The organism is Vibrio sp. THAF64 (genome assembly GCF_009363455.1).
Lineage (GTDB): Bacteria > Pseudomonadota > Gammaproteobacteria > Enterobacterales > Vibrionaceae > Vibrio > Vibrio coralliilyticus.
Genome location: NZ_CP045355.1, coordinates 374183 through 388944, shown reverse-complemented (window position 1 = coordinate 388944; position 14762 = coordinate 374183). Strand labels below are relative to the sequence as shown.

The following is a 14762-nucleotide window of genomic DNA, read 5'->3' as shown; positions in this document are numbered from 1 at the left end:
ATCATGCAATTAAGCGAAATCCTTTCATTGGACTGTACCAAAAGTGCAGTCCAATGCACCAGTAAAAAACGCGCTCTAGAAATGATCAGTGAGATCGTCGCCGAGCAGACTGGTCAAAACTCCACTGAACTTTTTGAGTGTATGCTCAGCCGCGAAAAAATGGGCAGTACTGGCATCGGAAATGGAATAGCCATTCCCCATGCTCGTATGCAATCCAGTGACAAAGCCGTTGCTGTACTCATACAATGTGAATCTCCTGTCGAGTTTGACTCGATAGATAATCGTCCTGTCGATCTCCTTTTTGCTCTTCTTGTGCCTGATGCGCAGTGTAAAGAGCACCTTAAAACGCTTTCCAGCATGGCAGAACGATTAAACAACAAACAAGTCCTCAAACAGCTGCGCAAAGCGCAATCTGATGAGGAGCTTTACGACATCATGGTGAATCAGTAATGCGCCTTATCGTCGTCAGTGGCCAATCAGGTGCAGGTAAAAGCGTCGCGCTTCGCGTACTTGAAGACCTTGGCTACTACTGCGTCGATAACCTTCCGGTGGATTTACTCGATAATTTCGTCAAATCGGTCAAATCAAGTAAGCAAAATGTAGCGGTCAGTATTGATATCCGCAATCTGCCTACCGAACCGAATCTCGTGACCGATGTGCTGACGAAGCTAAAAAAATCTTCCGACGTCAGTGTTCTGTTTCTGGATGCCAAGAAAGACACGTTACTCAAACGCTACAGCGAAACGAGGCGCATACACCCTCTTTCACTCAGTCTCGAAAACACCTCTCTTGAACAAGCCATTGAAAAAGAACGCTGTATTCTTTCTCCGTTGAAAGAGCACGCAGATCTGATCATCGATAGCAGCAACCAATCATTGCATGACTTAAGTGAGACCGTTCGCATGCGTGTTGAAGGTCGAGAGCGTAAAGACTTAGTGATGGTATTTCAGTCATTTGGCTTTAAGTATGGCTTGCCAAGTGATGCTGACTATGTGTTTGATGTACGCTTTCTGCCGAATCCACATTGGGAACCCACATTGCGTCCAATGACGGGGCTCGATACACCGATCAAATCTTTTCTGGAAAGTCATCAGGATGTATTGGATCTTAAACAGCAGATCCAGAAATTCATCGAAAACTGGCTACCATTACTAGAAAAAAACAACCGCAGCTATCTAACGGTCGCAATAGGTTGTACTGGCGGTAAGCACCGTTCAGTTTATCTTACCCAACAAATTGGCGAGTACTTCGCTCAAGTGGGCCATCAGGTTCAGATTCGCCACGCGACACTCGAGAAACATCATAAGGAATAACGCATGCAGCAACAGAGTCGAACCGTCCTCATCCAAAACCGATTGGGCCTTCATGCTCGTGCTGCCGTTAAACTTGTCGAACTTGCTCAATCTTTTGATGCGATTCTCACTATCCAAAACCATGAAGGTAAAGAAGCAACCGCTGACAGCGTTATGGGACTACTCATGCTCGAGTCTGCTCAGGGAGAGCATGTCACTATCAGTGCTGAGGGTAGTGATGCAAGCCCCGCTCTGGAAGCCGTCTGTCACCTCATTGAAGATAAATTCGAAGAGGCGGAATAATTTCCCTCCCATATAAGAAAAATCATTACCTTCATATTAACTTATTAAATAAACACTAAAATTAAGTTACTATTCAACGCATTGTAAGTATTTAGAGTCAGGAGGAATAAATGGCAGAGCAAATTGAATTCGACCAAGCTCACCAAGCCCTCCAAGAAGTAACAGATGCTCTAGAAAATGGCCGCTTTGTCCATGTCCGTCGCCAATTACAGGACATGGAGCCAGAAGATATTGCCCATCTGTTAGAAGCCTCACCAAGAAAGAGTCGCGAGGTTCTTTGGCAACTCACCGATCCGGAAGATTACGGTGAGATCCTCGACGAACTGAACGAAGACGTCAAAGATGCTCTGGTTTCTAAAATGGAACCCGAGATGCTGGCCGAAGCCACCGAAGGCATGGACACAGATGACGTTGCTTACGTCTTACGTAGTCTACCAGACGATGTCTCACGTGAAGTTCTGTCACAAATGGACACCGCCGATCGCTTGCGAGTGGAAACCGCGCTTTCTTACCCCGAGGATACCGCTGGCGGATTGATGAACACCGACGTAATCACCATTCGTGGTGATGTCGATGTCGATGTCGTCTTGCGTTATTTGCGTATGAAAGGGGAGCTTCCCGAAGCGACCGACGCACTGTATGTGATAGATGAAAACAGCCAGCTGATTGGCCAGTTACCGATCACAACTTTGATCACCACTCAACCTGACATCAAAGTCGCTGAAGTGATGGAAGATGCAGACGAAGCCATCGAAGTCACCATGAGCGACTCCGATATTGCCAGCCTATTTGAGCGCCGTAATTGGGTGTCTGCTCCCGTCATTGATGAAAACCAGCACCTAGTCGGTCGTATTACCATTGATGACGTGGTTGATGTAATTCGTGAAGACGCCGAACACTCCATGATGAGTATGGCGGGTATGGACGATGACGAAGACACCTTCGCTCCGGTGGTCAAATCTGCCCGTAAACGCAGCATATGGTTGGGGGCGAACGTACTGGCGGCACTTGCTGCGGCATCAGTCTCAAACATGTTTGAAGCGACCTTAGATCAGATGGCGGCGATTGCTGTCTTGATGACTATCGTTCCTTCAATGGGCGGAGTTGCGGGTAATCAAACTGTCGCTCTGGTGATCCGGGGCCTAGCCTTAGGTCATATCGGTGACGCCAACAAACGAGAGCTGCTAATGAAAGAAGCAGCAATCGGCCTATTGAACGGTATCATGTGGGCACTGATCATTGGGGGTATCGTCATAGCTTGGAAAGGTAACTGGATGCTCGGTGGCATTATTTCCGCAGCCATGCTAACCAACCTTTTGGTCGCTGGAATCGCGGGCGTAACCATCCCGATCTTATTGAAGAAAATGAACATTGACCCTGCTTTGGCCGGAGGGATGGCATTAACCACAGTCACCGATGTAATTGGCCTCTCAGTATTCCTTGGTCTTGCTACCATCATGATCTGACAGGTAATCATCAATAAAAAAGCACAGCTTTTGCTGTGCTTTTTTGATCCAGCTTGCAGAGAATTAGTTAATGTTTGGCCCTAACCATTTTTCAGCTTCTAACATATCCCAACCTTTACGATCAGCGTAACTTTCGACCTGATCCTGCTGAATCTGCGCGATCGCAAAGTAACGCGAATCTGGGTGAGAGAAATACCATCCTGATACAGAGGCTCCTGGCCACATTGCATAGCTGCTGGTCAAAGACATCTCAATCGTCTCTTCCACTTTGAGCAACTCCCAAAGTGAGCCTTTCTCAGTATGCTCTGGACAGGCTGGATAACCTGGAGCTGGGCGAATACCTTGATATTTTTCACGTATCAGATCATCGTTAGAGAGATCTTCATCCGCCGAATAGCCCCAAATTTCCTTACGCACTTTTTCATGCAGGTATTCAGCAAAAGCCTCAGCCAATCGATCCGCCACAGCTTGAATCATAATCGCGTTGTAATCATCTCCCGCTGCTTTGTATTCATCAGCGAGTTCACGCTCTCCAATACCACCGGTTACCGCAAATGCGCCAATCCAGTCTTTCTTACCTGACGACTTTGGTGCGATGTAATCGGAAAGACAGTAGTTATAGCCTTTAGGCTTCTCAGTCTGTTGACGCAGATTGTGCAATACTTTAGCCACTTCAGTGCGCGATTCATCGGTGTACACTTCGATATCATCCCCAACACTTGCTGCGGGGAATAGCGCACACATGCCACGAGCTTTAAGTAAGCCTTCTCGCTCGACCCTATCAAGCAGCTCATTCGCATCAGCAAACAGCCTCTTTGCTTCTTCTCCGACTTCTTCGTGCTCAAGAATGGCAGGGTACTTACCAACTAAAGACCAAGTCATAAAGAATGGAGTCCAGTCAATGTATTCACGTAATGTTGCTACATCAAAGTCGTCGAAAACATGTACACCCGGTTTGGCTGGCTCTGGTGGAGTATATGCGTCCCAGTCAATCGCGACCTTATTTTCTCGAGCTTGTTCTAAAGTGACAGGTTTCGTGCGCGGTTTCTTGCGATTATGCTGGTCGCGCACACGTACGTAATCGGCATCAAGTTTTTCAACAAATTCAGGTCGACGCTCGTCAGACAGTAATGAAGTACACACCCCAACTGCTCTTGAAGCATTGTTGACGTAAACCACTGGGTGCTTGTAGTTTTGCTCAATCTTAACCGCAGTATGTGCTTTCGATGTTGTCGCACCACCAATCAGTAATGGCAGGTCGAAATCAAGACGCTCCATCTCTTTCGCCACATGCACCATTTCATCCAAAGATGGGGTAATTAAGCCGGAAAGCCCGATGATATCAACATTCTCTTCTTTCGCGACTTTAAGGATCTGCTCACATGGCACCATCACGCCAAGGTCAATGATCTCGTAGTTGTTACACTGAAGTACAACACCAACGATATTCTTACCAATATCGTGGACATCCCCTTTCACTGTTGCCAGTAGTATCTTACCGTTTGAAGAACCCGCTTGTTTTTCCTTGTTAATGAACGGCTCTAAGTGCGCTACGGCCTGCTTCATTACACGTGCCGATTTCACCACCTGAGGAAGGAACATTTTACCTTCACCAAACAAGTCACCGACAACGTTCATACCATCCATTAACGGCCCTTCAATCACCTCCAATGGTTTACTGGCGTTAACACGTGCCTCTTCGGTATCTTCAACAATAAACTCGGTGATACCCTTAACTAATGCATGCTCTAATCGCTTCTCTACAGACCAAGTACGCCATTCAAGCGCAGAGGCATCTTCTTCCTTACCGACACCTTTACCTGCGTACTCAGCCGCAATATCAAGCAAGCGCTCAGTACCATCATCACGACGGTTCAGTACCACGTCTTCTACTGCTTCACGCAATTTCTCTGGGACGTTATCGTAAATCTCCAGCTGACCTGCATTCACGATCCCCATATCCATACCATTTTTGAAACAGTGATAAAGGAATACTGCGTGGATCGCTTCACGTACATAGTTATTACCACGGAACGAGAACGAAACGTTCGACACTCCGCCAGAGATCATCGCGTGCGGCAAATCTCGTTTAATGTCGGCAACTGCTCCGATAAAGTCGACCGCATAATTGTTGTGCTCTTCAATACCTGTCGCCACTGCAAAGATGTTCGGGTCAAAGATAATATCTTCTGGTGGGAAGCCGACTTCATCAACCAGAATACGGTAGGCGTTGGTACAGATTTCAAGCTTACGTTCTCGTGTTTCCGCCTGCCCTACTTCATCAAACGCCATTACGATGACAGCAGCGCCATAGCGTCGGATTAACTTAGCCTGCTTAACAAACTTCTCTTTGCCTTCTTTGAGCGAGATAGAGTTAACAATGCCTTTACCCTGAATGCATTTCAGTCCGGCTTCAATGACTTCCCACTTAGAAGAGTCAACCATGATAGGCACTTTAGAAATTTCTGGCTCAGACGCACACAGATTGAGGAAGCGCACCATGCATGCCTCGGCATCCAACATGCCCTCATCCATATTGATATCAATGATCTGAGCACCATTTTCCACCTGCTGGCGAGCAACTTCTAACGCTTCATCGTAAAGCTCTTCTTTAATCAATCGCTTGAAGCGAGCGGAGCCAGTCACGTTAGTTCGCTCACCAACGTTGACGAACAAAGTGTCTTTTTCAATAGCCAACGGTTCTAGACCAGACAAACGACACGCCACATGTAAGTCTAGTAGTTGGCGAGGAGTCACGCCTTCAACGGCCTCTGCCATCTGACGAATATGTTCTGGTGTGGTACCACAACACCCACCGATTAGATTCAGAAAGCCACTTTCCGCCCATTCTTTAACGTGCGCAGCCATATCTTCAGGTGAAAGGTCGTATTCACCAAACGCATTCGGTAAACCCGCATTCGGGTGCGCTGATACAAAGCTTTCGGATATACGCGACATTTCTTCGACGTATGGACGGAGCTCGTCCGGACCTAAAGCACAGTTCAAACCAAATGACAGCGGCTGAACGTGACGCAAAGAATTGTAAAACGCTTCCGTCGTTTGACCAGAAAGCGTTCGCCCTGAAGCATCAGTGATCGTTCCCGAAATCATGATCGGTAATTTAACACCCATCTCTTCGAAAACACTGTCGACAGCAAAGGCACAAGCCTTCGCATTCAAGGTATCAAAAATCGTTTCAATTAGAATGAGGTCTGAGCCACCTTTAATTAAGGCGCGCGTCGATTCGGAATACGCAGCAACCAGCTCATCAAACGTGACATTACGATAGCCGGGATCATTCACATCAGGCGAAATCGAACAAGTACGGTTAGTTGGACCAAGAACACCTGCCACATAGCGTGGTTTATCTGGTGTTTTTTCCGTCCACTCGTCTGCCACTTCGCGAGCGAGCCTAGCAGCTTCAAAGTTGATTTCTTCGCTCAGGCATTCCATATCATAGTCAGCCATTGCGATGGTCGTTGCGTTAAACGTGTTGGTCTCAAGAATATCCGCGCCTGCTTCTAAGTACTCAGCATGAATATCTTTAATCAATTTGGGCTGTGTCAGAACCAAAAGGTCATTATTGCCTTTAAGGTCACAATGCCAGTCGGCGAAACGTTCACCTCGATAGTCGGGTTCTTCCAGTTTATAGCCCTGGATCATAGTCCCCATACCACCATCTATCAGTAAGATGCGTTTTCTTAGTTGAGCTTCTATCTGTTGCCTTACATTACTTCCCACAGTACAGCCTCATTCCTTTAGTTATCTTTCCATCCTATCACACATTAAAAAGGAGTCTAGACGTCTAAATGACTAAATTAATCACCTCTGCATGACAAAAAAGTGTTTGCTATTTAATCACGTCAGGAACAAAATTCTCATTCATAATTTGTTACATGCTGAGAATCCAATGTCGGTCTACTACACTCTCTGTTTTCTATCTGCAGCGGCAATGTTAATTGCTTTTGTAAACAGCAAGATAGGCAAAATGCAAACTACAATTGCCATCACTGCTGGTTCCATGGTTCTATCCCTTCTTATCCTTATCGCAGGTCAAAATAACTGGTTTCATTTAACAGAAATTGCTTCGAAGACAATGTCGAGCATTAACTTCGAAGATTTTCTGCTAAAGGGGATATTGGGCTTTCTCTTATTTGCAGGTGGTCTTGGGATTAAACTGCCTCACCTCAAAGACCAAAAATGGGAAATTACAGTGCTCGCACTGGGAGCGACACTATTCTCTACCTTCTTTATTGGTTTCGCGCTTTACGGATTCTGCCATCTGATAGGTGTGCAATTCGACTTAGTGTACTGCTTATTGTTTGGTGCATTAATCTCGCCAACCGACCCGATTGCAGTATTGGCTATCGTAAAAAAACTGGATGCACCGGAACGTATCTCAACCCAAATCGAAGGTGAGTCCTTGTTTAATGACGGTTTTGGTCTAGTCATTTTTGTCACCCTGTTTACAATCGCTTTTGGCACTGAAGCACCAACGGTTGGCAGCGTGACGATGCTGTTCATTCAGGAAGCTATTGGCGGCATCGTTTATGGCTTTGCACTTGGTCTGCTGTTCCACTGCCTCATCAGTGCGACCGATGATCACTCTATGGAGTTACTGCTAACTATAGGTATACCGACCGCTGGCTATGCGTTTGCGGAAGTTCTGCATGTTTCTGGGCCATTAGCCATGGTGGTATCCGGTATTATGATCGGGAACTGGACACGATTTATCGGATTCTCTAAAGAAAGTGAAGATCACCTCGATCACTTCTGGGAACTAGTCGATGAGTTCCTCAACGGCGTTTTGTTCCTATTAATCGGTATGTCGATGTTGCTATTTGAATTCCATAAGGAAGACTGGATTCTAATGGCGTTTTCAGTGCCATTGGTACTAGCTGCCCGCTATCTAAGCGTGTTCTGTTCGTACATTGGGTTTAAACGTCATCGTAAGTACAACCCTTGGTCAGTGAAAATTTTAACTTGGGGCGGATTACGTGGCGGCCTAGCATTGGCGATGGCGCTCTCCATTCCTTCAGGGATTTGGGTTATCCAAGACAAGCTCATCGACGTGAAAGAAATCATTCTGGTCATGACTTATTCTGTCGTGGTGTTCTCGATTCTTGTTCAAGGTTCGACGATTACCCCTATGATAGAAAAAGCAAAGCAGGCAGAAAAAGAAATGCAGCCCGAGCCGGAAACAGCGGAGTCATCAGAGAAAAAATAAGCCGTATCGAATTAATTACTTCAAAGCCGCTCTCTATGAGCGGCTTTTTTTGTTTTCCCGTGATAAACAACTAGATCCTAGAGATGGCCGCTCATTTATTTGCAAGATAGAGAATCAACAGGATTGGGAGTTGTCATTACTTGGCTATTAGGGAAAGGTTACGGTGATAGTTAACCGGAATAGTTCCTGAGAAACTCGCTATTAAAAGTTGCTGCTGTTCGTTCTCACTCTAGGGACAAATAGCTTACTTACCAATAAATACACTTCTGTGTCGCCTCTATAACTAACCATGCAGTTCCCTGTACTTAGGTTGTCTACTTAACCAGCATACATTCAGAATAGATATCAAAAGGCCAATCTTTACGCCACTCGTTCTCTAATAGAAACTGTCCAAGTATTAACTACAAAGCCTAGGCTTTTCGATAATTGTTGTGGCGCTATGTCTGTAGTAAGCAATGAGTATGGACTTATTAGCCAAAGAGCGAAATAACTTAGCGTATACAAGATGACCTCAGCATTGCTACTGAGGTCTAGAATAAGTGCGGATTGCTGAGTTTGTACTCAAGTGGGGCTTGTTGGTCGTAGGCCAAAATAATACCGCAGATACGAAAAAGCCCTAACATCGCTGTTAGGGCTTTCTCTGAATAAGTGGCGGAGCGGACGGGACTCGAACCCGCGACCCCCGGCGTGACAGGCCGGTATTCTAACCAACTGAACTACCGCTCCGCACTGGTTAGACCTAAAGTCTAAATTTAAAGCCTGGCGATGTCCTACTCTCACATGGGGAAGCCCCACACTACCATCGGCGCTAATTCGTTTCACTTCTGAGTTCGGCATGGAATCAGGTGGGTCCAAATCGCTATGGTCGCCAAGCAAATTCTTTATCAATTTGCTCGCAAATTCAAACGCACTTTAGTGCGGCCCTTTAGGGTGAGATTTGCTTGCAAATCGAATAATTCGGAAAGCTGTTTTTAAGTTCTGTATTCACACATTCAAAGTTCTTGCTTTGAGTCCATCAAAACCCTTTGGGTGTTGTATGGTTAAGCCTCACGGGCAATTAGTACAGGTTAGCTCAACGCCTCACAACGCTTACACACCCTGCCTATCAACGTTCTAGTCTCGAACAACCCTTTAGGACCCTCAAGGGGTCAGGGAAGACTCATCTCAGGGCTCGCTTCCCGCTTAGATGCTTTCAGCGGTTATCGATTCCGAACTTAGCTACCGGGCAATGCCATTGGCATGACAACCCGAACACCAGAGGTTCGTCCACTCCGGTCCTCTCGTACTAGGAGCAGCCCCCTTCAATCTTCCAACGCCCACGGCAGATAGGGACCGAACTGTCTCACGACGTTCTAAACCCAGCTCGCGTACCACTTTAAATGGCGAACAGCCATACCCTTGGGACCGACTTCAGCCCCAGGATGTGATGAGCCGACATCGAGGTGCCAAACACCGCCGTCGATATGAACTCTTGGGCGGTATCAGCCTGTTATCCCCGGAGTACCTTTTATCCGTTGAGCGATGGCCCTTCCATACAGAACCACCGGATCACTATGACCTGCTTTCGCACCTGCTCGAATTGTCATTCTCGCAGTCAAGCGGGCTTATGCCATTGCACTAACCTCACGATGTCCAACCGTGATTAGCCCACCTTCGTGCTCCTCCGTTACTCTTTGGGAGGAGACCGCCCCAGTCAAACTACCCACCAGGCACTGTCCTCAACCCGGATGACGGGTCTAAGTTAGAACATCAACACTACAAGGGTGGTATTTCAAGGACGGCTCCACCGATACTGGCGTACCGGTTTCAAAGCCTCCCACCTATCCTACACATGTAGGGTCAATGTTCAGTGCCAAGCTGTAGTAAAGGTTCACGGGGTCTTTCCGTCTAGCCGCGGGTACACTGCATCTTCACAGCGATTTCAATTTCACTGAGTCTCGGGTGGAGACAGCGTGGCCATCATTACGCCATTCGTGCAGGTCGGAACTTACCCGACAAGGAATTTCGCTACCTTAGGACCGTTATAGTTACGGCCGCCGTTTACCGGGGCTTCGATCAAGAGCTTCGACTTACGTCTAACCCCATCAATTAACCTTCCGGCACCGGGCAGGCGTCACACCGTATACGTCATCTTACGATTTTGCACAGTGCTGTGTTTTTAATAAACAGTTGCAGCCACCTGGTATCTGCGACTCCCGTTAGCTCCATCCGCAAGGGACTTCACCGACAGGAGCGTACCTTCTCCCGAAGTTACGGTACCATTTTGCCTAGTTCCTTCACCCGAGTTCTCTCAAGCGCCTTGGTATTCTCTACCCGACCACCTGTGTCGGTTTGGGGTACGATTCCTTACAATCTGAAGCTTAGAGGCTTTTCCTGGAAGCATGGCATCAATGACTTCACACCCGTAGGTGCTCGACGTCGTGTCTCAGCCTTAGAGAGAGCCGGATTTACCTAACTCTCAAGCCTACGCACTTGAACCTGGACAACCGTCGCCAGGCCCACCTAGCCTTCTCCGTCCCCCCATCGCAATTGTAAGAAGTACGGGAATATTAACCCGTTTCCCATCGACTACGCCTTTCGGCCTCGCCTTAGGGGTCGACTTACCCTGCCCCGATTAACGTTGGACAGGAACCCTTGGTCTTCCGGCGAGGAGGTTTTTCACCCCCTTTATCGTTACTCATGTCAGCATTCGCACTTCTGATACCTCCAGCAAGCTTTACAGCTCACCTTCAACGGCTTACAGAACGCTCCCCTACCCAATACATAAAATGCATTGCCGCAGCTTCGGTTTACAGCTTAGCCCCGTTACATCTTCCGCGCAGGCCGACTCGACTAGTGAGCTATTACGCTTTCTTTAAATGATGGCTGCTTCTAAGCCAACATCCTAGCTGTCTAAGCCTTCCCACATCGTTTCCCACTTAGCTGTAATTTGGGACCTTAGCTGGCGGTCTGGGTTGTTTCCCTCTCCACGACGGACGTTAGCACCCGCCGTGTGTCTCCCGGATAGTACTTACTGGTATTCGGAGTTTGCAAAGGGTTGGTAAGTCGGGATGACCCCCTAGCCTTAACAGTGCTCTACCCCCAGTAGTATTCGTCCGAGGCTCTACCTAAATAGATTTCGGGGAGAACCAGCTATCTCCAGGTTTGATTGGCCTTTCACCCCTAGCCACAAGTCATCCGCTAATTTTTCAACATTAGTCGGTTCGGTCCTCCAGTTGATGTTACTCAACCTTCAACCTGCCCATGGCTAGATCACCTGGTTTCGGGTCTATATCCAGCAACTCGACGCCCAGTTAAGACTCGATTTCTCTACGGCTCCCCTAGATGGTTAACCTTGCTACTGAATATAAGTCGCTGACCCATTATACAAAAGGTACGCAGTCACACCACGAAGGTGCTCCTACTGCTTGTACGTACACGGTTTCAGGTTCTATTTCACTCCCCTCACAGGGGTTCTTTTCGCCTTTCCCTCACGGTACTGGTTCACTATCGGTCAGTCAGTAGTATTTAGCCTTGGAGGATGGTCCCCCCATATTCAGACAGGATATCACGTGTCCCGCCCTACTCGATTTCACCTAAAATGCGCTGTCGGTTACGGGGCTATCACCCTGTATCGCAGAACTTTCCAGAACTTTCACCTGACGCATTAAAGGCTTAAGGGCTAGTCCAATTTCGCTCGCCGCTACTTTCGGAATCTCGGTTGATTTCTTTTCCTCGGGGTACTTAGATGTTTCAGTTCCCCCGGTTCGCCTCATTACCCTATGTATTCAGATAATGATACCTGCTTATGCAGGTGGGTTTCCCCATTCGGAAATCCCAGACTCAAATGACTTTTACTGTCTAATCTGGGCTTATCGCAAGTTAATACGTCCTTCATCGCCTCTGACTGCCAAGGCATCCACCGTGTACGCTTAGTCACTTAACCATACAACCCCAAAGGGTCTTACAATCAAACAACCAAAGTTGTCTGCCATTATTTAAACATGATGCAGACTCGATTTTGCCGGACTCAAATATTAAACATCACAAGGATGTTTCCAAGAACACTTGAATGTGTGTTGGTACCTAATGAACAAGTCATTAGGATTTGAGAACTTTTCAATGAATAACAACGCATCTCATAGAGATGGGGATTGTTGTTATTCGTCAGCTTTCCAAATTGTTAAAGAGCTAGATTCATAAATGAACCATTTTTAAAGATTCTTTTTCAAGAACACTTAAAGATGGTGGAGCTAAGCAGGATCGAACTGCTGACCTCCTGCGTGCAAGGCAGGCGCTCTCCCAGCTGAGCTATAGCCCCATCAAGGTGTCGATACTGTTGCCAATCTCCTGGGAGGAAGATTGGTGGGTCTGAGTGGACTTGAACCACCGACCTCTCGCTTATCAGGCGAACGCTCTAACCACCTGAGCTACAGACCCAGTATCGTCTCTTAAACTACATAAACCATCAATCTGTGTGGACACTCATCGTGAGTAATCATCGTATAAGGAGGTGATCCAGCGCCAGGTTCCCCTAGCGCTACCTTGTTACGACTTCACCCCAGTCATGAACCACAAAGTGGTGAGCGTCCCCCCGAAGGTTAAACTACCCACTTCTTTTGCAGCCCACTCCCATGGTGTGACGGGCGGTGTGTACAAGGCCCGGGAACGTATTCACCGTAGCATTCTGATCTACGATTACTAGCGATTCCGACTTCATGGAGTCGAGTTGCAGACTCCAATCCGGACTACGACGCACTTTTTGGGATTCGCTCACTTTCGCAAGTTGGCCGCCCTCTGTATGCGCCATTGTAGCACGTGTGTAGCCCTACTCGTAAGGGCCATGATGACTTGACGTCGTCCCCACCTTCCTCCGGTTTATCACCGGCAGTCTCCCTGGAGTTCCCGACATGACTCGCTGGCAAACAAGGATAAGGGTTGCGCTCGTTGCGGGACTTAACCCAACATTTCACAACACGAGCTGACGACAGCCATGCAGCACCTGTCTCTCAGTTCCCGAAGGCACAAGACTGTCTCCAGTCTCTTCTGAGGATGTCAAGAGTAGGTAAGGTTCTTCGCGTTGCATCGAATTAAACCACATGCTCCACCGCTTGTGCGGGCCCCCGTCAATTCATTTGAGTTTTAATCTTGCGACCGTACTCCCCAGGCGGTCTACTTAACGCGTTAGCTCCGAAAGCCACGGCTCAAGGCCACAACCTCCAAGTAGACATCGTTTACGGCGTGGACTACCAGGGTATCTAATCCTGTTTGCTCCCCACGCTTTCGCATCTGAGTGTCAGTATCTGTCCAGGGGGCCGCCTTCGCCACCGGTATTCCTTCAGATCTCTACGCATTTCACCGCTACACCTGAAATTCTACCCCCCTCTACAGTACTCTAGTCTGCCAGTTTCAAATGCAATTCCGAGGTTGAGCCCCGGGCTTTCACATCTGACTTAACAAACCACCTGCATGCGCTTTACGCCCAGTAATTCCGATTAACGCTCGCACCCTCCGTATTACCGCGGCTGCTGGCACGGAGTTAGCCGGTGCTTCTTCTGCAGCTAACGTCAAATGAATGCGCTATTAACACATCCACCTTCCTCACTGCTGAAAGTACTTTACAACCCGAAGGCCTTCTTCATACACGCGGCATGGCTGCATCAGGCTTGCGCCCATTGTGCAATATTCCCCACTGCTGCCTCCCGTAGGAGTCTGGACCGTGTCTCAGTTCCAGTGTGGCTGATCATCCTCTCAGACCAGCTAGGGATCGTCGCCTTGGTGAGCCATTACCTCACCAACTAGCTAATCCCACCTGGGCATATCCTGACGCGAGAGGCCCGAAGGTCCCCCTCTTTGAGCCGAAGCTATTATGCGGTATTAGCCATCGTTTCCAATGGTTATCCCCCACATCAGGGCAATTTCCCAGGCATTACTCACCCGTCCGCCGCTCGACGCCGTTATCGTTCCCCGAAGGTTCAGACAACTCGTTTCCGCTCGACTTGCATGTGTTAGGCCTGCCGCCAGCGTTCAATCTGAGCCATGATCAAACTCTTCAATTTAAGATTTTGTTCGGCTCAATGAATACTGAACATTACATAAGTAATGTTTGAATTGACTGTGCTGAATCCGAAGATTCAATGGTCACTTCGTATCATTGAAACCTAATTTGATACCGAAGTATCGAATTGGATTATCATCAACGAGTGCCCACACAGATTGATAGGTTTATATTGTTAAAGAGCTGTGCTTTCAGTGTCTTAGCACCTAAGCAGGACGCGTATATTACGCGACTGACTGTTGAAGTCAACATAAAACTCTAAAAAAGATTAGAACTTTATGGTGACTTGCTTAATAGATAAGCAAAGTCGAAATTAAAGCCTGGCGATGTCCTACTCTCACATGGGGAAGCCCCACACTACCATCGGCGCTATTGCGTTTCACTTCTGAGTTCGGCATGGGATCAGGTGGGTCCACAACGCTATGGTCGCCAAGCAA

6 protein-coding genes, 3 tRNA genes and 4 rRNA genes are annotated in these 14762 nt (G+C 47.7%); 5 read left to right on the top strand and 8 right to left on the bottom strand.

The window, feature by feature from the left end; translation table 11 throughout:
* Positions 1 to 3 precede the first annotated feature (3 nt).
* The 4 genes from ptsN (at position 4) to mgtE (ending at position 3061) form a co-directional block, all read left to right on the top strand.
* Positions 4 to 450, top strand: a complete 447-nt coding sequence (gene ptsN, locus FIU99_RS01770; protein ID WP_006963172.1) for a PTS IIA-like nitrogen regulatory protein PtsN — start codon at positions 4 to 6, stop codon at positions 448 to 450.
* The gene (gene rapZ, locus FIU99_RS01765; RefSeq protein WP_006963173.1) at positions 450 to 1313 is read left to right on the top strand and encodes an RNase adapter RapZ; all 864 of its coding nucleotides are present in this window, start codon (positions 450 to 452) and stop codon (positions 1311 to 1313) included. Before ptsN ends, rapZ begins: the two co-directional genes overlap by 1 nt.
* Before the next feature lie 3 nt (positions 1314 to 1316).
* On the top strand, positions 1317 to 1595 hold the full coding sequence (locus FIU99_RS01760; RefSeq protein WP_006963174.1) for an HPr family phosphocarrier protein: 279 nt from the start codon (positions 1317 to 1319) through the stop codon (positions 1593 to 1595).
* Positions 1596 to 1705: 110 nt separating this feature from the next.
* Positions 1706 to 3061 (top strand): magnesium transporter, encoded by a 1356-nt coding sequence (gene mgtE / locus FIU99_RS01755; RefSeq protein ID WP_006963175.1) that lies wholly within the window; start codon positions 1706 to 1708, stop codon positions 3059 to 3061.
* Between the two features lie 63 nt (positions 3062 to 3124).
* Here the strand turns inward: mgtE and metH are convergent, their stop codons facing one another.
* A complete protein-coding gene (gene metH, locus FIU99_RS01750; protein ID WP_039952677.1) occupies positions 3125 to 6802 on the bottom strand; it encodes a methionine synthase in 3678 nt (1225 codons plus the stop codon).
* A 91-nt stretch (positions 6803 to 6893) separates the two neighbouring features.
* Between metH and FIU99_RS01745 the strand changes: the two genes are divergently transcribed.
* The gene (locus FIU99_RS01745; RefSeq protein WP_172974053.1) at positions 6894 to 8288 is read left to right on the top strand and encodes a sodium:proton antiporter; all 1395 of its coding nucleotides are present in this window, start codon (positions 6894 to 6896) and stop codon (positions 8286 to 8288) included.
* 649 nt (positions 8289 to 8937) lie between these two features.
* Here the strand turns inward: FIU99_RS01745 and FIU99_RS01740 are convergent.
* The 7 genes from FIU99_RS01740 to rrf (FIU99_RS01710) form a co-directional block, all read right to left on the bottom strand.
* Positions 8938 to 9014, bottom strand: a tRNA-Asp gene (locus FIU99_RS01740).
* A 31-nt stretch (positions 9015 to 9045) separates the two neighbouring features.
* Positions 9046 to 9161, bottom strand: a 5S ribosomal RNA gene (gene rrf, locus FIU99_RS01735).
* A gap of 163 nt (positions 9162 to 9324) precedes the next feature.
* A 23S ribosomal RNA gene (locus FIU99_RS01730) occupies positions 9325 to 12213 on the bottom strand.
* Positions 12214 to 12512: 299 nt separating this feature from the next.
* A tRNA-Ala gene (locus tag FIU99_RS01725) sits at positions 12513 to 12588 on the bottom strand.
* 42 nt (positions 12589 to 12630) lie between these two features.
* Positions 12631 to 12707: transfer RNA gene (locus tag FIU99_RS01720), tRNA-Ile, on the bottom strand.
* A 66-nt stretch (positions 12708 to 12773) separates the two neighbouring features.
* Positions 12774 to 14326: ribosomal RNA gene (locus tag FIU99_RS01715) — 16S ribosomal RNA — on the bottom strand.
* 317 nt (positions 14327 to 14643) lie between these two features.
* Positions 14644 to 14759, bottom strand: a 5S ribosomal RNA gene (gene rrf / locus FIU99_RS01710).
* The 16S, 23S and 5S rRNA genes sit together here with 3 tRNA genes alongside, the layout of an rRNA operon.
* Positions 14760 to 14762: the final 3 nt, after the last annotated feature.

What these genes read in the sequence shown, in the direction of transcription:
- FIU99_RS01745 (WP_172974053.1), top strand. Translation starts at nt 6,894, where the DNA reads ATGACAAAAAAGTGTTTGCTATTTAATCACGTCAGGAACAAAATTCTC.
- FIU99_RS01760 (WP_006963174.1), top strand. Translation starts at nt 1,317, where the DNA reads ATGCAGCAACAGAGTCGAACCGTCCTCATCCAAAACCGATTGGGCCTT.
- rapZ (WP_006963173.1), top strand. Translation starts at nt 450, where the DNA reads ATGCGCCTTATCGTCGTCAGTGGCCAATCAGGTGCAGGTAAAAGCGTC.
- mgtE (WP_006963175.1), top strand. Translation starts at nt 1,706, where the DNA reads ATGGCAGAGCAAATTGAATTCGACCAAGCTCACCAAGCCCTCCAAGAA.
- ptsN (WP_006963172.1), top strand. Translation starts at nt 4, where the DNA reads ATGCAATTAAGCGAAATCCTTTCATTGGACTGTACCAAAAGTGCAGTC.